The sequence below is a fragment of the Pseudarthrobacter sp. alpha12b genome (assembly GCF_054130495.1).
Window position 1 is genome coordinate 204,006 of the sequence record NZ_CP196746.1, and the last position, 21,639, is coordinate 225,644.

The 21,639-nt window shown below is 66.3% G+C and carries 17 protein-coding genes; 8 read left to right on the forward strand and 9 right to left on the reverse strand.

What is annotated here, in order from left to right; all coding sequences use genetic code 11:
• The first annotated feature begins 47 nt into the window (after positions 1-47).
• Positions 48-3,008: a BTAD domain-containing putative transcriptional regulator gene (locus tag ACTAQI_RS00950; protein ID WP_457950958.1), complete on the forward strand. Its 2,961-nt coding sequence runs from the start codon at positions 48-50 to the stop codon at positions 3,006-3,008.
• A gap of 68 nt (positions 3,009-3,076) precedes the next feature.
• Here ACTAQI_RS00950 and ACTAQI_RS00955 read toward each other — a convergent pair whose 3' ends face one another.
• Complete coding sequence (locus tag ACTAQI_RS00955) at positions 3,077-3,628, reverse strand: dihydrofolate reductase family protein (protein ID WP_457948906.1); 552 nt, start codon at positions 3,626-3,628, stop codon at positions 3,077-3,079.
• 224 nt (positions 3,629-3,852) lie between these two features.
• Here ACTAQI_RS00955 and ACTAQI_RS00960 point away from each other — a divergent pair, with 224 nt between their 5' ends.
• Entirely contained in the window at positions 3,853-4,230 is a 378-nt protein-coding gene (locus tag ACTAQI_RS00960; RefSeq protein ID WP_457948908.1) for a hypothetical protein, read from the forward strand.
• A gap of 30 nt (positions 4,231-4,260) precedes the next feature.
• Here the strand turns inward: ACTAQI_RS00960 and ACTAQI_RS00965 are convergent, their stop codons facing one another.
• Positions 4,261-6,426, reverse strand: a complete 2,166-nt coding sequence (locus tag ACTAQI_RS00965) for a putative bifunctional diguanylate cyclase/phosphodiesterase (RefSeq protein WP_457948910.1) — start codon at positions 6,424-6,426, stop codon at positions 4,261-4,263.
• Positions 6,427-6,584: 158 nt separating this feature from the next.
• A complete protein-coding gene (locus tag ACTAQI_RS00970) occupies positions 6,585-6,854 on the reverse strand; it encodes a GlsB/YeaQ/YmgE family stress response membrane protein (protein WP_457948912.1) in 270 nt (89 codons plus the stop codon).
• A 199-nt stretch (positions 6,855-7,053) separates the two neighbouring features.
• Between ACTAQI_RS00970 and ACTAQI_RS00975 the strand changes: the two genes are divergently transcribed.
• The gene (locus ACTAQI_RS00975; RefSeq protein ID WP_457948914.1) at positions 7,054-7,917 is read left to right on the forward strand and encodes an HAD hydrolase family protein; all 864 of its coding nucleotides are present in this window, start codon (positions 7,054-7,056) and stop codon (positions 7,915-7,917) included.
• A gap of 3 nt (positions 7,918-7,920) precedes the next feature.
• Here ACTAQI_RS00975 and ACTAQI_RS00980 read toward each other — a convergent pair whose 3' ends face one another.
• Both ACTAQI_RS00980 and ACTAQI_RS00985 read right to left on the reverse strand, forming a co-directional pair.
• Entirely contained in the window at positions 7,921-9,291 is a 1,371-nt protein-coding gene (locus tag ACTAQI_RS00980; protein WP_457948916.1) for a UDP-glucose dehydrogenase family protein, read from the reverse strand.
• A complete protein-coding gene (locus ACTAQI_RS00985; protein ID WP_457948918.1) occupies positions 9,288-10,442 on the reverse strand; it encodes a glycosyltransferase family 4 protein in 1,155 nt (384 codons plus the stop codon). The genes ACTAQI_RS00980 and ACTAQI_RS00985 overlap by 4 nt, the downstream gene beginning before the upstream one ends.
• 257 nt (positions 10,443-10,699) lie before the next feature.
• Here ACTAQI_RS00985 and ACTAQI_RS00990 point away from each other — a divergent pair, with 257 nt between their 5' ends.
• Positions 10,700-11,557, forward strand: coding sequence for a DUF2382 domain-containing protein (locus ACTAQI_RS00990; protein WP_457948920.1), 858 nt, complete (start codon positions 10,700-10,702; stop codon positions 11,555-11,557).
• Between the two features lie 438 nt (positions 11,558-11,995).
• Positions 11,996-13,312, forward strand: coding sequence for a cell division protein PerM (locus ACTAQI_RS00995; protein WP_457948922.1), 1,317 nt, complete (start codon positions 11,996-11,998; stop codon positions 13,310-13,312).
• Between the two features lie 11 nt (positions 13,313-13,323).
• Here ACTAQI_RS00995 and ACTAQI_RS01000 read toward each other — a convergent pair whose 3' ends face one another.
• Positions 13,324-13,755 carry a hypothetical protein gene (locus ACTAQI_RS01000; protein WP_457948923.1) on the reverse strand — a complete coding sequence of 144 codons (432 nt, stop codon included), beginning with the start codon at positions 13,753-13,755 and terminating at the stop codon, positions 13,324-13,326.
• Positions 13,756-13,794: 39 nt separating this feature from the next.
• Here ACTAQI_RS01000 and purN point away from each other — a divergent pair, with 39 nt between their 5' ends.
• Positions 13,795-14,376 (forward strand): phosphoribosylglycinamide formyltransferase, encoded by a 582-nt coding sequence (purN, locus tag ACTAQI_RS01005; protein WP_457948924.1) that lies wholly within the window; start codon positions 13,795-13,797, stop codon positions 14,374-14,376.
• Between the two features lie 116 nt (positions 14,377-14,492).
• Here the strand turns inward: purN and ACTAQI_RS01010 are convergent, their stop codons facing one another.
• The gene (locus tag ACTAQI_RS01010) at positions 14,493-15,845 is read right to left on the reverse strand and encodes an MFS transporter (RefSeq protein WP_457948926.1); all 1,353 of its coding nucleotides are present in this window, start codon (positions 15,843-15,845) and stop codon (positions 14,493-14,495) included.
• A 143-nt stretch (positions 15,846-15,988) separates the two neighbouring features.
• Between ACTAQI_RS01010 and purH the strand changes: the two genes are divergently transcribed.
• Entirely contained in the window at positions 15,989-17,674 is a 1,686-nt protein-coding gene (gene purH / locus ACTAQI_RS01015) for a bifunctional phosphoribosylaminoimidazolecarboxamide formyltransferase/IMP cyclohydrolase (RefSeq protein ID WP_457948927.1), read from the forward strand.
• A 199-nt stretch (positions 17,675-17,873) separates the two neighbouring features.
• Here the strand turns inward: purH and ACTAQI_RS01020 are convergent, their stop codons facing one another.
• Together ACTAQI_RS01020 and ACTAQI_RS01025 are read right to left on the reverse strand one after the other, a co-directional pair.
• Positions 17,874-18,062: a hypothetical protein gene (locus ACTAQI_RS01020; RefSeq protein WP_457948929.1), complete on the reverse strand. Its 189-nt coding sequence runs from the start codon at positions 18,060-18,062 to the stop codon at positions 17,874-17,876.
• On the reverse strand, positions 18,046-19,014 hold the full coding sequence (locus tag ACTAQI_RS01025) for a trypsin-like serine peptidase (protein WP_457948931.1): 969 nt from the start codon (positions 19,012-19,014) through the stop codon (positions 18,046-18,048). The genes ACTAQI_RS01020 and ACTAQI_RS01025 overlap by 17 nt, the downstream gene beginning before the upstream one ends.
• A 327-nt stretch (positions 19,015-19,341) precedes the next feature.
• Between ACTAQI_RS01025 and ACTAQI_RS01030 the strand changes: the two genes are divergently transcribed.
• Positions 19,342-21,561, forward strand: coding sequence for an NADP-dependent isocitrate dehydrogenase (locus ACTAQI_RS01030; protein WP_457948933.1), 2,220 nt, complete (start codon positions 19,342-19,344; stop codon positions 21,559-21,561).
• Positions 21,562-21,639: the final 78 nt, after the last annotated feature.

Genomic DNA, 21,639 nt, shown 5'->3' on the forward strand with positions numbered 1-21,639 from the left:
GACTTGTCAGGTCCGGCACGGCGGTCCGCTCGGAGGATGGCCGTGTGATGGTGGCATTGCAGATCAGGGTCCTGGGACCTCTGGAGATTGTTGCCGGCGGAATGCCGGTTGCCGTGCGGGCCGGAAAGCTGCGGATTGTGCTGGCCTGCCTCGCCCTGCGGCCCAACACCCTGGTATCCACTGATTTCCTGGCGGACGCTGTGTGGGGTGAGCGTCCGCCGTCGCAACCTGGACCGCAGCTGCAGGTGTACCTGGCCAACCTCCGCAGCATGCTTGAACCGGGCCGCGTGCGGGGCGTCCCGTCGCGGTATCTGCCCAGCAGGCCCGGTGGTTACAGTCTTGTTGTTGGCGACGAGGAACTTGATCTCCTGCAGTTCCGGAGGCACGTGGATACCGGACGGCAGGCGGTCCAGGCCGGAGAACTGGCCGACGGCGCCCGGCACCTCAGGAATGCCATCCAGCTGTTTCGCGGGCCTGCTTTTCCGGACCTTGCCGACCTGGAAATGCTGCGCCCTGAGGTGGACGCGCTTGAGGAATCGAGGTTGAACGCGTACCAGGATCTCCTGGATGCGGAAATCCTGCTCGGCAGGGAACCGGACGTCGTCGACGAACTGAAGCTCCTCACCTCACAGCACCCCTATCGGGAGCGGCTGTGGGCTTTGCTGGTGCTTGCCCTGTACCGGTGCAGCCGGCAGGCCGAGGCGCTTGCCGCCTGCCGCTCCGCCAGAAATCTCTTTGTCCGCGATCTCGGCATCGAACTCTCCGGCCATTTGCGGACGCTTGAAAGTATGGTCCTGCGGCAGGACGCCTCCCTGGATCCAGCTGCCGCGGACTTAAGGCGCCGTGCGCGGGAGCGGCTGAACAATCTTCCCGCCTCTGTAACACCGCTGATCGGCCGCGAGACGGAGCTAGGTGAAGTCTGTTCCCTTTACCGTTCGGACGGCTGCAGGCTGGTCACTGTGACCGGACCGGGCGGGACAGGAAAGACGCGCCTGGCGCTCGCAGCCGCGTCGAAACTGGGCCAAAATATGGCGGACGGCGTGGGCTGGGTCAGTCTGGCCACCCTCACCCATCCGGCCCAGGTCCCGTCGGCAGTGGCCTTATCCCTCGGACTGGGAGACCTTGCGGGCGAAGACCCGCTGAAGACCGCCTCCCGCTTCCTCAGGAGCCGCCGCATGCTGCTGGTGCTGGACAACTTCGAGCATTTGGAGGGGGCCTGGCCTGTGGTGATGGACATGCTCACAGCGGCACCTGACCTGCGCATCCTTGCCACCAGCCGCAGGCGCCTGGGCCTGCGGCCCGAGTATGAGTACGAACTGGCGCCACTTCCCCTGCCTCCGCTGGATCCCGTCCTGCCGCCCAACCTTCTCAGGGAAATTCCGTCCGTGAAGCTGCTTTTGGCGCGCGGACGGGCGGTCCGCTACCGCTTCGACGTCGGTGCCGGCAACGCAGCCGTTTTGACCCGGTTGTGCCACCAACTGGACGGGCTCCCATTGGCCATAGAACTTGCTGCCGCCCAACTCGGACGCCGCAGTGAAGACGCATTGCTGAAGGATCTGGAAATAAGCCGGGCGGCCCTGCCCGGAGCGTTCCGGGACGTTCCGGAAAGGCAAAGGACGCTGACGGCCACGATCGACTGGAGTTACCGGCTGTTGGCGGAGGACCAGCGGCAGCTGTTCGACCAGATGGGCGTTTTTGCTGCCAACCCGTCGGTGCCGGCCATCGTCAGTATCAGTGGGACCGGCACGCCAGGCACGGCCGACGTGACTGACCGCTTGGCAGGGCTTGTTCAGCACAGCCTCCTGCGCCGTTATTCGGATCCCGGCGGTCAGGAACGCGTAGCCATGCTGCACTCGATCCGTGAATTTGCCCGCCGGCGCCTTGACCGTGACCCCAACGCCGCTGCCCTGCGGGCCCGCCATGCCGACTATTACCTGGGCGTGGCAAAGGAGCATGCCCCGGTGTTGTGGGGGAGCGCCCAGTTGCAGGCCCTCCATCACATGCAAGCCGACGCAGCCGACTTCCGGGCCGCGCTCCTCTGGGCGGCCGGACCGGACGGTTCGTCCGATGTAGCACTGGGCCTGGTAGGGCACCTTTGGCATTTCTGGGAGTTGACCGGGGATGTCGCCGAGCAGCACGAGGTGTCAGTGGACCTGGTGAATAGTGCGCCGGATGCAGCACCGGGACTGCTCGCGCCGGCCCTCAGTGGTGCCGCCACCCTGAGTTGGACCCTGGGGAAGAACCGCCTCGCCGCGGAATTCCACGGACGGGCACGGGACATGTTCCGGAGGGCGGGCAACCGCCAGGGCGCGGCCTGGTCCGCCATGTGCCTGGCGGTCCAGGCCGCGCAAAGCAACGAGGCGGAGAAAGCCGAACACCTCGCATGGGAGGCGTTCACTGCTCCTGATGCGACGGACCGAACCAAAGTTGGGGCCTTAGTTATTCTTTCGCGACTTGCGTTCTATCGCGGCGATTACGCACGGTCGCTCGAGTTGTGCCGCCGCGGCGCCGTCCTCGCCCGGCCCATCGGCGACGGCGCGCTGCAATGTGTTGTCCTGACCAACCTGGCCGAGAGCTTGGAACACGACGGCGACTTTGACTCTGCCGAGCGGTTGCTGACCGAGGCGGTAGCCGCAGCCCTGAAACTTGGAGCCATGGGCGTCCTGGCCGGCATCCTGGAGTCCTTGGCCGGGGTCTACCTCTCCAAGAGCCGCGCAGCGTCCGCCATCCGGCTTTTAGCCGTGGCTGACGCCCACCGAGCGGACCGTGGGGTCACCTTGGATGAACCTGAACGCCGACGGGTGGATGAACTGATTGGAAAGGCATACGCCAATACCGGGCAGGTCCGTTTTTCCTCTGAATGGGCGGCTGGCCAAGCCGATACCCTGGCCCATGTGGCCACCGAGGTGCTCCAACAAGGCCACGCACACTTGCCCCAGCCGGACGGTGCCACGGTGTCGGAGGGTTCATCGGGTGTCCCGAGGGCGAATGCGGCGCCCTGGGAGTGACCCGGTCAGCGGCCGGGAAGTCACCGGCCAGTGACCCGGTCAGCGGCCGGGAAGTCACCGGCCCGCCGCTACTCAGCGCGCACCCCATAGGTGCTCAGCACGTTGCCCTTGCTGGTGGTCGACTGGTCCTGCAGGACCAGCCGGGTCAGCGGGTCGCCGTCCTCGAACAGCCGCCGGCCGCTGCCGGCGATCACCGGGTGCGTCATCAGTTGCAGCGAGTCCAGCAGCCCGGCGAACAGCAGCTGCCGCACCACGGAGATGCTGCCGCACACGGCGATCTCACCGCCGTCGCGCTCCTTCAAGCCGGCCACGAATTCCTGAAGCGGCGCGTCCATTAATTGCGAGTTCTGCCATTCGAGCGGCCCTGTCAGCGTGCGTGAGGCAACGAACTTCTCCACGGGGTTGATGAAGGCGGCAAAGTCCTGGTCTGCTGAGGCATTCGGCCAGTAACCGGCCCACTCCTGGTAGCTGACGCGGCCAAGGACCACCGTGTCCACGGTGTTCATCATCCGTGTCAGGCCCTGGCCGAGCTCCTCGTCGAAGCTGTCGAACTGGAACTTGAAAGGTTCGGACACCACGCCGTCCACGGAGTGGAACAGGCCGGCAGTGACTTTGCGCATGGGACCCTCCAAATAATGAGCGGACAGGCATTACGGTATGCGGCCGGCTCCGTCCGGGGGAAGGGTTTCGGACGGCGGTTTCAGCGCCGGAATCCGTACGACGGCGGGCAGTCGCGTTAGCTTCATCACTCGCCGTGTCGTCTTGCGCAGTTTCCTGCCCGCCGGGGCCCATACTTGTCATTGAACGGCTTTCGCCGTCCCCCCGGCCAGGCAGGAGGAAGTGCATGGAAAACCTGAAAAAAGTCGTGACCAACCAGTATTTCCCTGCCGGCGCGGTGTTGACGGCTGTCCTGCTGTTCTGGGTCGTCGCCATGCTGGGCGGCCTGTCGCTGCTCAACAACAACCAGCCGCCGCTGACCACCCTCACCTGGATGCTGTTCGTCTACGCGGCAGCTGTGCTGACCCCCCTCGCGGGGCTGCTCGCCGCCGTCGACCTGGTCCGCCGCTGGCGCCGCAACCGCGCTGCCGCCCCTGCCGCTAAGCCCGCGGGCGCCGTCGACCCTTCTGCCGGCGCCGGGGAAGCTTCCCAGCCCGCCCAGCCCAAGGTCTCCCAGTCTGCGCCCGCAAAGCCGCAGCGGCCCGGCCGCCAGGAAGCAGCCTAGGCGAAAGCAGCCCATGCACGGGGCCCCTGCCTACCTGCCCTTCAAGGCGTTGAGGGCCTCTTCCGCATGGTGCAACGCCTGGCCAAGCCTCTCACCTGGCTCCGGCAGTGAGAACAGGTAGCCCTGCAGCGAATCGCACTCCAGCGCCGTCAGGTAGTCCGCCTGCGCCGCCGTCTCGATCCCTTCCGCCGTCACGGTCAGCCCCAGGCTGTGGGCCATGTTGATCATGGAACTCAGGATGGGCAGCCGCTCGTTGCCGGTCCGCACCATGGACACGAAGGTCTTGTCGATCTTGACCGTGTCCACGGGCAGGTCCTGCAGACGGCCCAGCGAGGAATAGCCGGTGCCAAAATCATCCAGCGCCACCCGGGCGCCTGCACCGCGCAGCGTGCTGAGCTGCTGAATCAGGCTGCAGTCGGCGTCGAAGAAAACGCTCTCGGTAACTTCCAGGACCAGCTGGTAGGGCGCCACGCCACTGGCTTCCGCCAGCCGCAGGACACTCTCGGCGAAGTCCGGTTCCTGCAGCTGCACACCGGAGACATTCACCGCCAGGGACCGCGACGGGTCCCCGCTGAGCCACCGCGCCAGCTGCACCATTCCGGTGGCCATTACTTCGGCCCCGATCTCGCCGATCAGCCCGGTGCGCTCGGCGAGCGGAATAAAGATCGACGGCGGCACCCGCTCGCCGCCCCGGTCCCACCTGGCCAGCGCCTCCAGCTGGACCACCTGGCCCATGCGGTGCGAGACGATCGGCTGGAAGTCCACGGTGATTTCGCCGCGGGGAACGGCCAGCTGCAGCCCGCTCTCCATATGCGTCCGCTGGACCAGGGCCTGCATCATGTCCGGGTGGAAGCGCAGGAAGCGGTTCTTGCCCGCAGCCTTGGCCGCATACATCGCAATGTCCGCGTGCCGCAGCAATTCGGAAGGGCCCACGCTGTCCTGGCCCAGGGAGGCGAGCCCCAGGCTCAGGCTGGGACGGAGGACGGTACCGCGGATGGTGACAGGGACATGCAGGCAGCGCACAATGCACGCGGCGATCTCATCGGCGTCGGCGCAGGCAGTCAGGAGCACCACGAACTCGTCGCCGCCCAGCCGGGCCACGACGTCTGCCGTCGGGACACAGCCACGGAGCCTGCGGGCCACTTCAATGAGCATGTCGTCGCCTGCCTGGTGGCCAAGGATGTCGTTGACTTCCTTGAAATCGTCCAGGTCAAGGAGCAGCACGTCCACCGTCTTCAGCCGCGGTTCCTGCAGCGATTCGGCCAGGGCATCGTTAAACACGGCCCGGTTGGCGAGCCCGGTCAGCGGGTCCTGGAACGCCATGGCCCGCAGCTTCTCCGCCTGGACTGCGAGGTCCATCATGGCCCGGTGCGCCTGCTCCTGTGCTTTACGGCGGGGCGTCACATCGCGGAAGCTCCACACCCGGCCCACGATCTTCTCGCCCACCCGTTGGGGGCGGGAATACCGCTCGAAAGTGCGGCCGTCCCGGAAATCGACAACGTCGTGGCTTTCGGCGGCCGGGTCCTCCTGAAGTTCTCCCAGCCGGGCCGTGAAGGCCACGGGGTCTGCCACCTGCTCCACGATGACCTGCATTATCGGTTCCTCGCTGTCGCCTTCCATGAGCTCGGGCGGGATACGCCACATGGAGAGGAACTGGTCGTTGAATCCGGCCACGCTGCCGTCATTGCCGATAACCAGGATGCCGTCAGCAGTTGATTCAAGGGTGGCCGTCAGCAGTGACATGGCTTCGCGGAGGTTGGCGTCGGCTGCCTTGCGGTGTGCGGTTCCGCGGGCGGAGAGCAGCAGCCGCGCGCCAGCCGTGCCGGCAGGGGCAGTTTCAGGAGCGTCAACCGATCCTTGGCGGGGGAGGAGTGCGGCAGCCACCTCGACGGGAAACTCCGTTCCGTCCCCCCTGAGAGCGGTGATTTCCCGCGGCGGCGGGTGCTCTTCCGGCTGGGTGAGCAGCTGGTGCAACAGGTGGGCCACCTCGTCGCGGCAGCCCTCTCCGATCAGCATGCGGTGGTCCAGGCCGGCGAACGCGTCCTGCTGCACACCGAACAGCCTTGCCGCTGCGGCATTGGCTGCCAGGACGGTGCCGTCGCCGCCCAGGGCCAGGAGCGCGTCCGGGCTCGCATCCATGACTACGCCAAAAGTTTGTAATGCCACATTGTTGCCATGGCCCAGAAAATTGGTCATCACACCACCCCTTCGCAATCATAAATGCCGTAGAGGGTAATTGGGCGCGTACCGGGAACTGCAAATTGGTTTTGCCCCAGCCAGGCGCCGGAGACGTAAAAGGCGCCGTCCTCCATTTGGAGTCCGGCGCCTTTTAACAGTGACTTATGTGGAGGCAGCTACACCCTGCGGCCGCTGCGGTTGGTGACGAGGCCGTAGATCAGCAGCACGATGATGGCGCCGAGGATGGCCAGCAGCCAGGTCCGGAGGTCGAAGAAGTCGGCCAGTCCGCCGCCAAAAATCAGCGATCCGATCCAGCCGCCCAGGATGGCCCCGACGACGCCGAGGACCATGGTGATCACCCAGCCGCCGCCCTGACGGCCCGGCAGGATGGCCTTTGCAATGGCTCCAGCAATCAGGCCCAAAATGAGAAATCCGATAATGCCCATGTTGCCACTCCTTGTCAGTAAGTTGTGCCGGGCCCCCATTTCCGGTTCCCTCATTCAATCAGCAGGCTTACTACACTGCAAGGCTTTGAATATCACAGGATGACTATCAGTTTGGCCCGAATAAGTGGGAAGTTTCTCCGGCGGAAAAGCGGCTGCGGATAGGATTGAGTGTCCAGGCATCCTACGAAGGAGCTCCGGCATGTCCAGCCAGACCCAGCGCCCGCGAGCCATCTTCCTCGACATCGACGGCACCTACGCCGACCACGGGCTTGCACCGCAGGCGCATGTCAACGCCGTCCGGACCGCCCGAAAGCTGGGCCACCTGGTCTTCGTCTGCACGGGTCGTCCCCTGTCCATGGTCCCCGGCCACATCCTTGAAACGGGGTTCGATGGCACCATTACGGGTGCCGGCGCCAGGGTAGAGGTCAACGGCGAGGTCCTCAAGGACGCGCGTTTTGAGCCGGAGTTGGCGGCACGCATTGTGGAAACGCTCGACGCCCACGGTGCCGCCTACATCCTGGAAGCACCTGAGGCGCTGTTTGGCCGGACCGGCGTGGACCGGCGCCTGCGCGAGGTCCTTGGGCCCATCTTTGCCGGACGCCCCCAGCACGACGGCGTCCTCAGCACGGACGTCGATCCGCTCGAGGACATTCTGGGGCCCATGCAGTACAGCGAGGATCTTCGCGCAACGTCCTACGCCAAAATCTCCTGCTTCGATTCACCGGTGCCGCTGACCCGTCTCATGGACACTTTCGGGCCGGATGTGGGCCTGATCCCGAGCTCCCTGTCTGCGCTGGGCGATCGTGCGGGGGAGATCTACATGGCCGGCACCCACAAGGCCGTGGGCATCCAGATTGTGGAGGCCCGGCTCGGCCTGGACCGGGTGGACATCGTGGCCATCGGCGACAGCGCCAACGACATCGAAATGCTCGAGTACGCGGGCGTAGGCATCGCCGTGGAAGGGGGACATCCCGCCGTTCTTGCGGTAGCGGACAGGATTACTGCCGCGCCGGCCGGGGGCGGCGTTGCGCTGGCTTTCGCGGAGTTGGGGCTCCTGGGCTAGGCCTCAGCGTGCGGCGGCTGCCGCCGTCACAGCGCCGCCGGAGGTTCCGAGCCCGCGCACCACCCAGCCCTGTTCCTGCCACGCCGCTGCATCCAGCACATTCCGCGCATCCAGGACCACCCGCCGTCGTACCTGCTGGCCGGCCGCGGCAGGGCACAACTGCCGGTACTCGTCCCACTCGGTGAGGAGCAGCACCAGCTCAGCATCCTGGAGCGCCCGCGCCGCGGAGGCCTCGAAGCGCAGGCGCGGGTAGCGCTGCCACGCAAGGTTCACGGCTTTGGGGTCCGTGACGGTGACGTGGGCGCCGGCGGCGGCCAGCCGGTCCGCCACATCCAGTGCGGGGGAGTCGCGGATATCGTCGGTGTCAGGTTTGAAGGAGGCTCCCAGCACGGTGATGGCACGCCCGGCCAGCGTCCCGCCGCACAGCTCCCCAGCGAGGCCCACAGTGCGTTCACGCTGGCCCAGGTTCACCGAATCGACCAGGCGCATCCAGTCCTCCACCGCGGGCACGCCCAGGGTGGCGGCCTGGGCGCGGAAGCTGCGGATGTCCTTGGGCAGGCAGCCGCCGCCGAAACCAAGCCCCGCGTGAAGGTACCGGCTGCCGATCCGCGGGTCCAGCCCCATCGCCTCACTGAGCTCGGTGACATCAGCGCCCGCGGCATCGCACAGTTCCGCAACCGCATTGATGAAGCTGACCTTGGTGGCCAGGTATGCATTCGCGGCCGACTTGATGAGCTCTGCCGTGGCGAAGTTGCAGACCAGTCGGGGGATTCCGGCCGACAGGAGCGGTCCATACACGGCGTCCAGTGCTGCCACCACCCCCAGGGGTGCACCGGTGGCCGGGTTGAAGGCGGCGGCCCGGCCGCCGTCCACGCCGTAGACCAGCCGGTCCGGGACGAGCGAATCCTTGACGGCGGTGCCCTGCCGCAGGAACTCCGGGTTCCAGCCGAGCAGCACGTCCGGCCGGGGCGCCAGGATGCCACGGAGCATATCCACCGTGCCAACGGGCACGGTGGATTTACCCACGACGACGGCGCCCGCGGCCAGGTGCGGCAGCAGGGCGGCCGCTGCGGAGACCAGGAAGGTGAGGTCGGCGGCGTCGGACGTCTTGTCCTGCGGCGTCCCCACGCACAGGAAGTGCACCTGCGCGCTTCGGGCCTCGGCGGGATCGGTGGAGAAGTGCAGCCGTCCCGTAGCGCGGCCGTGCTGCAGCAGTTCATCCAGTCCGGGTTCATGGAACGGGGCCACGCCCTGCGCCAGTTGCGCTACCTTGGCGGGGTCAACGTCGATGCCCACCACGGTGTGGCCCATGGACGCCAGCGTTGCCGCGTGGACGGCGCCCAGGTAGCCGCAGCCGATCACGGATATTTTCATGATGATGCTCCTGCCTTTGTGGCCTTTTGCGGGGGAACAGGAACGGCCGAGACGTCCCTGTAGTGCTGTATCAGTTCCGTGCAGAGGGCCGGCCAGGTTCTGTCCTGTACCGACGCGTGTGCTGCCGCCGCGAACGCCCGGCGTTTGGCGTCGTCACCCATCAGGTCCTGCACCCGGGCACGCATGGCGGACAGGTCGCCCGGTTCGTAAAGCCACCCGGTGCGCGAATTCTCCACCAGGTCCAATGGCCCGCCCCGCCCCGTAGCCACCACCGGAACACCCGATGCCATGGCCTCCTGGATGGTCTGGCAGAAGGTTTCCAACTCGCCGGGATGGACGAACAGGTCGAATGATGCCACCGCCCGGGCCAGTTCGTCACCGCCCAGGAAGCCGGTGAACACCGCCCGGGGGAGTGCGGCCTCAAGGGCCGCGCGCTGCGGCCCGTCGCCTACTATCACCAGCCGGGCGTGGGGAATTCCGGCGAGTGCGGCAAGGTCCTCCACCTGTTTTTCGACGGCCAGCCTGCCCACGTAGCCGATGATCCGCTCCCCGTTGGGGGCAACCGAGGCCCGCCAGCCGTCGTCGCGCTTTTCCGGCGAAAACCGGGCAGTGTCCACGCCTCGGCGCCACATCCGCACCCGCGGAATGCCCCGGCCGCGCAACTGGTTCAGCGCGAACGTGGAGGGCACCAGGGTGCGCGAGGCCAGCAGATGGATGTTCTCCACCCTGCTCCAGGCCCAGTTCTCCAGAAAGGGAACGCCGTACCGGGCGGCGTAGCTGGGTACTTCGGTCTGGTAGACGGCCACGGTGGGGATACCGAGCTGGTGCGCCGCCTGGGCGGCACGCCAGCCCAGCACGAACGGCGAGGCAAGATGCACCACATCGGGCGCGTACTCGGCAAGGATTCGCTTGACCCGGTACACACCCCCCAGTGCCACCCGCACGTTCGTGTAGCCGGCCAGCGGGACCGAGGGAAGCAGGTGGACCTCCGCCCCCTTGACCTGGCCGGGCGCCAGCCCGTCCTGGGCCGACGGGGCGATGACCAGTATGTCGTCGCCCCGCTCCTGGAGATGGTCCAGGACCCGCAGGATTGAATGGGTGACACCGTTCATCAACGGCAGAAACGATTCGGCAACGATTGCGATCCTCACCCCTCAACCGTGGGCGCCTTCCCTGAAATGGCGGGGGAAAAAGCGTTACCCGGAGGAGAAGGCCGGGTGAACAGCCACCCATGCTGCCAAAAAAATTACTAAGTAAGCTTTGCATTTGATGCTAAGCATGCTTACGGTAGTGGGGCAGTCAGCGCAGCCTCAAGCAGCCGGGGCGGAAGCCGGATGACGGGAGCAATCCCCGGTCCGGACCATCCATTGCTGGCAGACCCAGTGCAACGACCATCCAAGGAGACGTCATGCTCAACAGGGAAAACCTTGAAAACCTGCTCACCAAGGGCGGCAACGTCGTCGGTTCCGACGGCACCAAGATTGGTTCGATCGGTCAGCTGTACGCAGACGACGACACGGGCGAGCCCACATGGGTCACTGTGAAAACGGGCCTCTTCGGTACCTCCGAGTCCTTCGTGCCGGTTGAGGGCGCACATAACCAGGGCGAAGACCTGGTTGTCCCCTTCACCAAGGAGCACGTCAAGGACGCGCCCCGCGTGGACGCCGACGGCCACCTCACCCCTGAGGAAGAGGACCGGCTGTACACCTACTACGAGCGCGGTGCCCGGACCTACACCGAGGCCCGCACCGGCACTGCCGGGGACGTGGACCTGCAGGGCGATGCCGACCTGAACGCAGGCACCCCCACCGCCGGCCTCGGCGCAGGCCACGATACCTCGGACCGGGACACCCACACCCGCGACGCCGTGGGCCACGACACCTCCGGTCCCACCACGGACGACGCCATGACGCGGTCCGAGGAACAGCTCCACGTGGGCAAGGAACGTGAGGCCACCGGCCGGGCACGGCTGCGCAAGTACGTCACCACCGAGAATGTCACCAAGACCATCCCGGTGGAGCGCGAAGAAGTCCGGATCGAGCGTGAGCCCATCACGGACGCCAACCGCGGCGAAGCCCTGGACGGACCTGCCATCAGCGAGGAAGAGCACGAGGTGGTCCTCCACGAGGAGCGCCCGGTGGTGGAGAAGGAAGCTGTCCCGGTGGAGCGGGTCCGGCTGGACAAGGAAGTTGTCCGCGACGACGTCACGGTGAACGAGGAAGTCCGCAAGGAGAACATCGAAACAGAGGGCGGCACCCGCCGCTGACAGGGACGGGGGCTTCGGCCTCCAGTCCTGGGGCAGGCTGGTTGAATCAGCGGCCCTGACTCGGTGAACGGCGCCGGGAGCCCGGTTGGAGGCTCCCGGCGCCGCACTGTTTTAAGATGCTGGTGCAGCCGTGCCGATAGCGGTGACTGCACCAGCCAGTAGGACGAATATCTTCAGAACTTACGGTTCATCTCTCATTCGCGGCTCCTGTTTTCCCGGTTGACGGAATCCGGGTAGACGGCTGGCGCTGTTCACGCCCGGCAGCCAGCGGAAATCGCAAAACACCCTCGGCGGGGCGGGGGGTGTTGGTTTCTACCAATTTTACGGCGGTGCAGGGCAAAAAGCGCCGGTGGCCAGAGCATTTGGTTGGTGATCGGTGCCGCCGGGGAGCCTGTCGTTCGCGGGCGCGGCGCACCCGGCGTGACACCATGGAACACGATGAAACTGCGCGCTGATCAGACCGGAGACCGTGGCCTTCCCATGCCGTTGTGGCTGCAGGGTGGCCTTGAAGCGGCGCAGGCGGCCATCATTTCAGCGCTGGTGGTCGTGGCGCCCATCGTGGCTGTATGGGCCACGGCGGGTTTCCAGAACGGGCAGTTCGAGGTTCTGGCACGCCTGGCGGGGCAGTCGTGGCTCCTGGTCCACGGGGTGCCGCTGGAACTTGCCGGCGGCGGGCCCGCGCCTGCCAGCCATGGCGGGTCCGGCATCCTGAGCCTGATTCCCCTGGGCCTGACCCTGATCCCGTTCCTCCTGGCGTGGCGCGCCGGCCGCCGGCTTGCCCGCGCCTCCTACACGGACCAGCTGTGGCAGGCATTGCTGGGTTCGTGGGCAGTCTATTCAGCGTTCGGCGCGGCCACCGGGTTCGTCTGCCGCAGCAGCGACGTCGTCATCAACCTTTGGTACGCCATGCTGGTTCCCCTTATCCCGTTCGGTCTCGGCATGGTGGTCGGGGCGCGACGGGAAGCAGAATCCTGGAGCCGGCTCATCGGCGTCGACGCTGTGGACTGGATCTCGCGCACCAGCCAGCATTCCCGCTGGGCCGGATCGTACTTCGCGTCCGCGGCGAAGGCAGGGTTCGTGGCCGGGGTGTCAGCCCTCACCCTGGCCGCGGCGCTGCTGGCAGTCGACCTGTTCATCCACTGGAACCTGGTGGTGTCCGTTTATGAAGCCCTCGACGCCGGCCCGGTGGGAGGCGCCGCCCTCACCATCGCGCAGCTTGGCTTCCTGCCCAACCTTGTGGTCTTTGCCCTCGCGTGGACGTCCGGTGCCGGCTTTGCCATGGGGGCTGGCTCCCAGGCAGGGGCGCTGGGGACCGCCGTCGGGCCGCTTCCGTCCATACCCGTCCTGGCGGCCATCCCGTCCGGGTCACTGGACTACGCCTTCGTTGCCCTGATCGTTCCGGTGCTGGCAGGGGTCATGGCGGGCTGGTGGTTCCTCCGGGAGGGGGAGAACCACTTCGACGAGTGGCTCGCCATCAAGGTCCACGCCCGCTGGTTCACGGCATCCGTCTCCACCCTGGTGCTCGGCATGCTGGCCGGGATGGCCGCGGGGCTGCTGACCATGTGCCTGGCCTGGATCGCCCGGGGGTCAGCCGGTCTCGGCCGCCTGACCGCCATCGGACCCGACCCGTTGTGGACGGGCCTGTGGGTGGCGGCAGAAGTGGGCATCGGCGTCGTCATTGGTTACGCGGCCGGCCCCTGGCTGGAACGGGAGAAAACCGCGCCGGCGGAACGCGACGCGGAGCTGGTCCACTAGGACCAAGCCCGCTAGCGGACTTTGGTGGGCAGGAGATCCTGGAACTGTGCCATGCACGCGTGGGTGGCCCGGTCCGTCAGCGCCCGGCCCAGGCAGGCCTGGTACTCGCGCACCTGGTCGAACAGGACCATGGTGGTGACAATCAGCAGCACCATGACGGCTGCAACCACCAGCCCGGAAATGGTGCCCAGGAGAACCAGCTTGGATTCCTTCAGTCGGATGGCCCGGACCAGCAGGACAATCCCCAGGACCAGGCTTACGGCGGTAAGCAAAGTAGTCAGCCACAGGTAGCCGACGTCCAGCTGGTACACAAAGAACGCCCCGAGCACCGAAACGACGAACATCCGGAACAGGGTGTGGGTCCTGGCGAGGGAGGCTTTTGCCGCCTCGCTGAGCGGGGGTTTGACCTGCTGCTGCCCGCTCCGGCCCGGTTCGCTGTTCATGTTTTCCAGCGTACGCGAGCCTGCACCTAAGCTGGACCAATGCGTATCGTCGTCCTTGTTTCCGGAACCGGGTCCAACCTCCAGGCAGTTATCGACGCCGTCCAGGCGGGGGAGCTCGGCGTGGAGATCGCAGCGGTGGGAGCGGACCGCGAAGGAACCTACGGCGTCGAACGCTCCGCTGCTGCCGGCATCCCCACGTTCGTGGTCGACTTCAAGGCCTACCCGGACCGCGCCGACTGGAATTCCGCGCTGACCAAGGCCGTGGCTGCCTACGAGCCGGACGTGGTGGTTTCCTCCGGGTTCATGCGGATCGTCAGCCCGGACTTCATCGACGCGTTCAACGGCCGGTACCTCAACACGCACCCCGCGCTGCTTCCGGCATTCCCCGGCGCCCACGGGGTGCGGGACGCGATGGCCTACGGCGTAAAGGTCACCGGCTGCACGGTGCACTGGGCTGACGCCGGCGTGGACACAGGCCCCATCATCGCGCAGGACGCGGTGGCTATCGAGGACTCCGACACCGAGGAAACCCTGCACGAACGCATCAAGGTGGTGGAGCGCCGGCTCCTGGTCTCCACCCTGGCCGCCCTCGCCGCGGACCCCGCCTTCACCGCCTCCTAAGACCACCTTCGACGCGCACTTTCTTATTCGATGTGCACATGCCATTTCGCGGCTCAAATACTGTGGGCGCAGGGGAACTTGCGTGTCGGAAATGGACCAGCGCGTCGCGAAAGCGGCTACTGCAGGCGGCGCTGGCGGGTTTCGGGCGAGAAGAATGCCATCCACAGCACGGCCAGCAGCACCAGCCCGCCGGCCAGGGCGAAGGACGTTGCCAGGCCGAGCTCCGGCCAGAAGTAGTTCGCGAAGACCAACGGCCCAAAACCCGCGCCAAGGCGCGAGAACGTGGACGCCCAGCCGAACCCTGTTCCCCGCAGTTCGGTGGGATAGAGCTCGGAGACATAGGCATAGAGCACCGGAATGGCCACCTGCACCACGAAACCGAACACCAGCAGCCAGAACACCGCTGCCGTGGGGATGTCCACCACGAACGCCACGATCACCAGGGTCAGGGCTGACAGCGGACCGGTGATGGCGAGGATCCATTTGCGCCCCACCCGCTCCACCAGGAGCGCCGCCACCACGACGCCAAGGAAGCCGACGGCGGCCATGGACGCGGTGGTGATGAACGCCTTGTACTCGGCGAACCCGGCGCCAATGAGGATTCTCGGCATCCACGTCAGGGACAGGTAATACACCAGCAGGATGCTGAAGAACAGGGACCAGGCGGCAACGGTGATCTTCCAGTTGAACTGCCACACCGAGCGCAACTGGGTCCAGGCGCTGCCGGCGGAAAGCCGGGGGACATCCCTGGCGTCGGGAAGGCTGTAGGCGCGGGGTTCCGCTCCAGTGGCTTCCACCAGGCCGTCGATGATTTTGGCGGCTTCCTCCCTCCTGCCTTTCCGGATCAGGAACAGGGGGGACTCAGGCACGCTGCGCCGGATCCAGAAGACCAGCAGGGCGGGCAGCACCATCACCAGCATGGTCAGGCGCCAGTCTCCGTAGAGGGCCACCAGCCCGGCCGATACGAACCCGGCCAGGGCCGCACCCACAGGCCACCAGCCGTCCATGGCAGTAAGCACCTTGCCGCGCTGCTTCCGCGGGGTGAACTCACCCACCAGTGCGTAATCCACCGGAATGCATCCGCCCAGGCCAAATCCGGCCATGAACCGGAAGACGCAGAACCAGATGAAATCGGGGGCGAACGCGCCCAGGACGGTGAACACGGAGAACAGCAGCAAGGTGGCGGTGAAGGCCTTCTTGCGCCCCACGGTGTCCGCGATGGTTCCCCAGATAAAGGCGCCCAGGGCCATGCCGATCAGGTTGGCCGTGCCCACCCACGCCGCCTCCCCGGCGGAGAGCGACCAGTGCTTGGACAGCAGTGGAATCAGGATGCCGTTCAGGGTCACATCCCAGGCATCGAACATGAAGCCGAGACCCCCGATCAGGAAGATCCTGCCCTGGACTTTCCATCGCCAGGGCAGTTCCTGGACCACCTGTTCGCCGCTGGGCACAGTGGTGTAAGTGTTCATCGCCGCCTCCTGCTGAAAACTCTAGCCGGGCCTCCGCGCGTTCACACTCCGGCGGACACACGGGGCAACCGCGCCCTTCGCGATAAACTGGCCCTATCCCCACCAACCGCGGCCCTGTTCCGCGAGATAAGACGGAGACATTTGTGAGCTTCACGCAGCATGAGCGCGTATCCATTGACCGTGTACCCATCCGCCGGGCCCTGATCTCGGTTTACGACAAAACCGGTCTGGAGGAGCTCGCCCAGGGCCTGCACGCAGCCGGCGTAAAGCTCGTCTCCACCGGCTCCACGGCCAAGAAGATCGCCGCCGCGGGCATTCCCGTGCAGGAGGTTGAGGAAGTCACCGGTTCCCCCGAAATGCTGGACGGCCGCGTCAAGACGCTGCACCCGCGCGTCCACGGCGGCATCCTGGCGGACCGCCGCGTCCCGGCCCATATGGAGACCCTCGCCAGCATGGACATCGAAGCCTTCGACCTGGTGGTGGTGAACCTCTACCCGTTCGTGGAAACGGTCAAGTCCGGTGCCGCGCAGGATGACGTCGTGGAGCAGATCGACATTGGAGGTCCCGCCATGGTTCGGTCGGCCGCGAAGAACCATGCCGCCGTCGCCATTGTGGTGGACCCGTCCTTCTACGGCCAGGTGGTGGAGGCAGCCGCCGCCGGCGGCTTCGACCTGAAGACCCGGCGCCGCCTCGCGGCCAAGGCCTTCGCCCACACCGCCGCCTACGACAACGCGGTGGCCACCTGGACCGCCAGCCAGTTCCTGGATGAGGACGGTGACGGTGTCATTGACTGGCCTTCCTACGCCGGCCTGTCCCTGGAACGTTCTGAAGTCCTGCGCTACGGCGAGAACCCGCACCAGCAGGCCGCCCTCTACGTAGACAAGGCTGCGCCGGTGGGCATCGCCCAGGCCGACCAGCTGCACGGCAAGGCCATGAGCTACAACAACTTCGTGGACGCCGACGCCGCCCTGCGCGCCGCCTACGACTTCAGCGAACCGGCCGTCGCCATCATCAAGCACGCCAACCCGTGCGGTGTGGCCGTCGGTTCCGCTGACGCCGCGGACCCCATCGCCGACGCCCACGCCAAGGCCCACGCCTGCGATCCCGTCTCCGCGTTCGGTGGCGTCATCGCCGCGAACCGCACCGTCACCGCCGGCATGGCCAACACCGTCAAGGACATCTTCACCGAGGTGGTCATCGCGCCCGGTTTCGAGCCTGAGGCCGTGGAGATCCTCTCCAAGAAGAAGAACATCCGCCTGCTTGCCCTGCCCGAGGGCTACGGCCGCTACCCAACGGAGTTCCGCCAGGTCTCCGGCGGCATGCTGGTCCAGGTCAGCGACAAGGTGGACGCCGACGGCGACAACCCCGCCAACTGGACCCTCGCCGCCGGTGAAGCCGCCGATGAGAAGACCCTCGCCGACCTCGCCTTCGCCTGGACCGCCTGCCGGGCTGCGAAGTCCAATGCCATCCTCCTCGCCGACAATGGCGCTGCGGTAGGCATCGGCATGGGCCAGGTAAACCGGCTCGACTCCTGCCGCCTGGCCGTGGAGCGGGCCAACACGCTGGGCGTCACGGTGGAGTCCGACGTCGAAGGTGCCGGCGGTGCCTCCAACGCCAGCGGTGCCGGCGCACCCCAGCGGGCCCGCGGCGCTGTGGCTGCCTCCGACGCGTTCTTCCCGTTCGCCGACGGCCTGCAGATCCTGATCGACGCCGGCGTCCGCGCCGTCGTGCAGCCGGGCGGTTCAGTCCGTGATGAGGAAGTGATTGCCGCAGCCAACGCGGCGGGCATCACGATGTACTTCACCGGCGCCCGCCACTTCTTCCACTAGGCCCACCGCCGCCCTAACCTCGCTGGCGCTCGGCCAGGGAACCCGGGCGGCGTGGGCCCACCCACCGGCCACCCATCGATTGCTCCGTAGGTGTCGTTTTCGGGTCCGTAAACGACCATTTCGGAGCAATCGATGGTGAGCCAACGAACGACGGCGCCCGTCCCGCGAAGGGGACGGGCGCCGTCGTCGTTGTGCTGGCTTAGTCCTGGTCGTCTTGACTGTGGTCGTCCTGGCCGGGGCCGGGCTCCGGAAGCTGAATCTCCCGGGGTATGGCCCCCGCCATCCGCTCTTCCGTCCAGTACTCGAGGACTTCCTCGGGTGACTGGGTCAGGTCGACGTGGCTGACTGGATCCTCGTCCGGCTCAGGTGCCTTAGGACTTTGCTGCACGCTTGAAGGTGTCCTGGATGACGGTGCCCCAGTACGGCCCGTACATCACGGGTGAGCCGTTGTAGCCGTAGCTGTTGATGGAGTTCTGCAGGCCGTCGGAGCCGATGCCGATGAACCACGGACCGCCCGAGGAACCGCCGGTCATGTCGCACGGGATGCCCTGGGTACCGAACTGGGGATTGTTGGGATCATCCGACGCGGTGCCGGTGCAGCTCTTGAGGGTCTGGCCGTCGAAGGGCGCCGCGGCGGGGTAGCCGTAGGACGTGTAGGTCAGGCCCCGTGCCTGGTTGAAGGCAGTGCCCGAGCCGCCGACGACGTCGGTGAGCAGATCACCATTGCCGTCCGGATTGACGACGGCGAAGCCGGTGTCATAGGTCATGTCGCCGTTTGAGGCCCACTGGGTGGGGGCGTACAGGGCCTTGGCGGTCCACTTGCCGTAGGGGGCCGCCCCGTTTTCGTAGGCCGGGACGAAGATGAAGTTGGTGGCGTACGCGCCCGGGCCTTCGTTCACGCAGTGACCGGCCGTGGCCACGGTGCTGCGGTTGGTTGACGCGACGGCGTTGCCTGAGCACACATAGTTGGCCCCGCCCAGGGTGAAGAAGACTTTGCCGATGTGGGAGACGGGGTTCTCGCTCTGGGCGATGGTGGGCTTGCCCTTGGTTCCCTTGTTGGTGGCAGGCTTGCCTTTCTCCACGAGGGCGGCGCTGGAGCGGTTGCCGCGTTCCAGGGCCTTGCCGGCCAGGGTGTCCCCGGGAACGGCACTCTGCATCCGTTCGGGAGTCCAGTAATCTGCTGCGCCGCCGGCATCGAGCGTGACGCTGGCCACCGACGGGTTTGCGTTTCCGTTGGCCGGTGCCGGCGCGGCTGAGGCCCCGCCGGCCGAGGTGAGTGCAAGCACGGCGGCCGCTGAGAAAGTCAGGAGGCCGGAAGCCAGAGACCTGGTGCGTGTCATAGTTGTCCTGTCTGAACGGGGTCGGGCCCTGGATCGGGAGTGACTTAGCGAATTTATCCCCACCAGACACGTTTGTACACAGTAGTGAGATATCAAATACCGGCTTAGGACCATTCGGTATACCCGTACGCCCCACAATTGCGACGGCGGCCGGGGCACCCGGGCGCGTGCCGCCGTCGACCGTTCTCTATCGCTGTAATCCTGCCCACCGCCGGGGTAACGCTGGGACTCCGGTACGGTTCAACGCCGGGTCCTCGGGTAAGTTGTACATGGTGAAATAGACCGAATTTTTCACAACCAAGCCGACCCACAGGGAGACGCCCGCGCATGTCCAAGATTATCTACACCCACACCGACGAAGCGCCGATGCTGGCTACCTATTCGTTCCTGCCCATCATCGAGGCGTTCGCTTCGACTGCAGGTGTGGAGGTGGAGACCCGCGACATTTCGCTCGCCGGCCGCATCATTGCCGTGTTCGGTGACTACCTCACCCCGGAGCAGCAGATCGGTGACGCCCTTGCCGAACTTGGTGAGCTGGCGAAGACGCCGGAAGCCAACATCATCAAGCTGCCCAACATCAGCGCCTCCATCCCGCAGCTGAAGGCGGCCATTGCCGAGCTGCAGGGCCAGGGCTACGCGCTGCCGGACTACCCGGACAATCCCTCCTCCGACGAGGAAACCGCCATCCGCTCGCGCTACGATAAGATCAAGGGCTCCGCCGTGAACCCGGTCCTGCGTGAAGGCAACTCGGACCGCCGCGCACCGCTGTCCGTCAAGAACTACGCGCGCCAGAACCCGCACTCCATGGGTGCCTGGACCGCTGACTCCAAGACCAACGTGGCCACCATGGGCCAGGATGACTTCCGTTCCAATGAGAAGTCCGTGGTCATCGAAAACGACGGCACCATTGCCATCCAGCTGGTCCGTGAAGACGGCTCCGTGAAGGTCCTGAAGAAGGCCTTCCCGGTCCTGGCCGGCGAGGTCATCGACGGCACCGTGATGCGCGCCGCCGCCCTGGACGAGTTCCTGGCGGCCCAGGTGGCCCGCGCCAGGGAAGAAGGCGTGCTGTTCTCCGCGCACCTGAAGGCCACCATGATGAAGGTCTCGGACCCCATCATCTTCGGCCACGTGGTGAAGGCCTACTTCTCGGAACTGTTCCAGACCTACGGCAAGCAGCTCTCCGCAGCCGGCATCAGCCCCAACAACGGCCTTGCCGCCATCCTCAGCAGCCTTGAGGACCTGCCCGTGGACGTCCGCGAGGGCGTCCAGAACCTGATCAAGAAGGGCCTGGAAGACGGTCCGGCCCTGGCCATGGTGGATTCGGACAAGGGCATCACCACCCTGAACGTCCCCAGCGACGTCATCGTGGACGCCTCCATGCCGGCCATGATCCGCAGCTCCGGACACATGTGGGGCCCGGACGGCAAGGAAGCTGACACCCTGGCCGTGCTGCCGGACAGCTCCTACGCCGGCATCTACCAGGTGGTCATCGATGACTGCCGTGCCAACGGCGCCTACGACCCCACCACTATGGGCACCGTGCCGAACGTCGGCCTCATGGCGCAGGCAGCGGAGGAATACGGCAGCCACGACAAGACGTTCGAAATCCAGGAAGCCGGCAAGGTGCAGATCGTCGATGGCAACGGCAACGTCCTGATCGAGCACGAGGTCTCCGAGGGCGACATCTGGCGCGCCTGCCAGACCAAGGACGCGCCCATCCGCGACTGGGTCAAGCTGGCGGTCACCCGTGCCCGCGCCTCCCAGACCCCTGCCGTGTTCTGGCTGGACGAGGAGCGCGCCCACGACGCCAACCTCATCGCCAAGGTCAACGAATACCTGAAGGACCACGACACCGAGGGCCTGGACATCCAGATCATGGCCCCGGTCAAGGCCACCGCCTTCACCCTGGAGCGCATCCGCAAGGGTGAGGACACCATTTCCGTCACGGGCAACGTGCTCCGCGACTACCTGACGGACCTGTTCCCCATCCTGGAGCTGGGCACCAGCGCCAAGATGCTTTCGGTGGTTCCGCTGATGAACGGCGGCGGGCTCTTCGAGACCGGCGCCGGCGGCTCGGCCCCCAAGCACGTCCAGCAGCTCCTCAAGGAAAACCACCTCCGCTGGGACAGCCTGGGTGAGTTCCTGGCCTTGGCCGTGAGCTTTGAGCACCTGGCCACCACCACGGGCAACGCCCGCGCCCAGGTCCTGGCCGACACCCTGGACCGCGCCACCGGCACGTTCCTGCTGGAGAACAAGTCCCCGAGCCGCCGCGCCGGTGAGCTGGACAACCGTGGCAGCCACTACTTCCTGGCACGGTACTGGGCAGAGGAACTGGCCAAGCAGACGGACGACGCCGACCTGGCCGCCGCGTTCAGCTCGGTCGCCAACGAGCTTTCCTCCAAGGAGGAAACGATCGTGGGCGAGCTGGCCGAGGTCCAGGGCTCACCCGTGGACATCGGAGGCTACTACCGCCCGGAGGACGCCAAGGCTTCCGCCGTCATGCGTCCTTCCGCCACCCTGAACAAGGTCATCGCCAGCCTGGCCTAACACCGGCTGCCATGGCATAGAAGAGCGGTGCTCCGGTTTTCCCCGGAGCACCGCTTCTTTTGTTTTGTGGCGCATTGA

What these genes read in the sequence shown, in the direction of transcription:
- ACTAQI_RS00950 (WP_457950958.1), top strand. Translation starts at nt 48, where the DNA reads ATGGTGGCATTGCAGATCAGGGTCCTGGGACCTCTGGAGATTGTTGCC.
- ACTAQI_RS00955 (WP_457948906.1), bottom strand. Translation starts at nt 3,628, where the DNA reads ATGCGCAAAGTCACTGCCGGCCTGTTCCACTCCGTGGACGGCGTGGTG.
- ACTAQI_RS00960 (WP_457948908.1), top strand. Translation starts at nt 3,853, where the DNA reads ATGGAAAACCTGAAAAAAGTCGTGACCAACCAGTATTTCCCTGCCGGC.
- ACTAQI_RS00965 (WP_457948910.1), bottom strand. Translation starts at nt 6,426, where the DNA reads ATGACCAATTTTCTGGGCCATGGCAACAATGTGGCATTACAAACTTTT.
- ACTAQI_RS00970 (WP_457948912.1), bottom strand. Translation starts at nt 6,854, where the DNA reads ATGGGCATTATCGGATTTCTCATTTTGGGCCTGATTGCTGGAGCCATT.
- ACTAQI_RS00975 (WP_457948914.1), top strand. Translation starts at nt 7,054, where the DNA reads ATGTCCAGCCAGACCCAGCGCCCGCGAGCCATCTTCCTCGACATCGAC.
- ACTAQI_RS00980 (WP_457948916.1), bottom strand. Translation starts at nt 9,291, where the DNA reads ATGAAAATATCCGTGATCGGCTGCGGCTACCTGGGCGCCGTCCACGCG.
- ACTAQI_RS00990 (WP_457948920.1), top strand. Translation starts at nt 10,700, where the DNA reads ATGCTCAACAGGGAAAACCTTGAAAACCTGCTCACCAAGGGCGGCAAC.
- ACTAQI_RS00995 (WP_457948922.1), top strand. Translation starts at nt 11,996, where the DNA reads ATGAAACTGCGCGCTGATCAGACCGGAGACCGTGGCCTTCCCATGCCG.
- ACTAQI_RS01000 (WP_457948923.1), bottom strand. Translation starts at nt 13,755, where the DNA reads ATGAACAGCGAACCGGGCCGGAGCGGGCAGCAGCAGGTCAAACCCCCG.
- purN (WP_457948924.1), top strand. Translation starts at nt 13,795, where the DNA reads ATGCGTATCGTCGTCCTTGTTTCCGGAACCGGGTCCAACCTCCAGGCA.
- ACTAQI_RS01010 (WP_457948926.1), bottom strand. Translation starts at nt 15,845, where the DNA reads ATGAACACTTACACCACTGTGCCCAGCGGCGAACAGGTGGTCCAGGAA.
- ACTAQI_RS01025 (WP_457948931.1), bottom strand. Translation starts at nt 19,014, where the DNA reads ATGACACGCACCAGGTCTCTGGCTTCCGGCCTCCTGACTTTCTCAGCG.
- ACTAQI_RS01030 (WP_457948933.1), top strand. Translation starts at nt 19,342, where the DNA reads ATGTCCAAGATTATCTACACCCACACCGACGAAGCGCCGATGCTGGCT.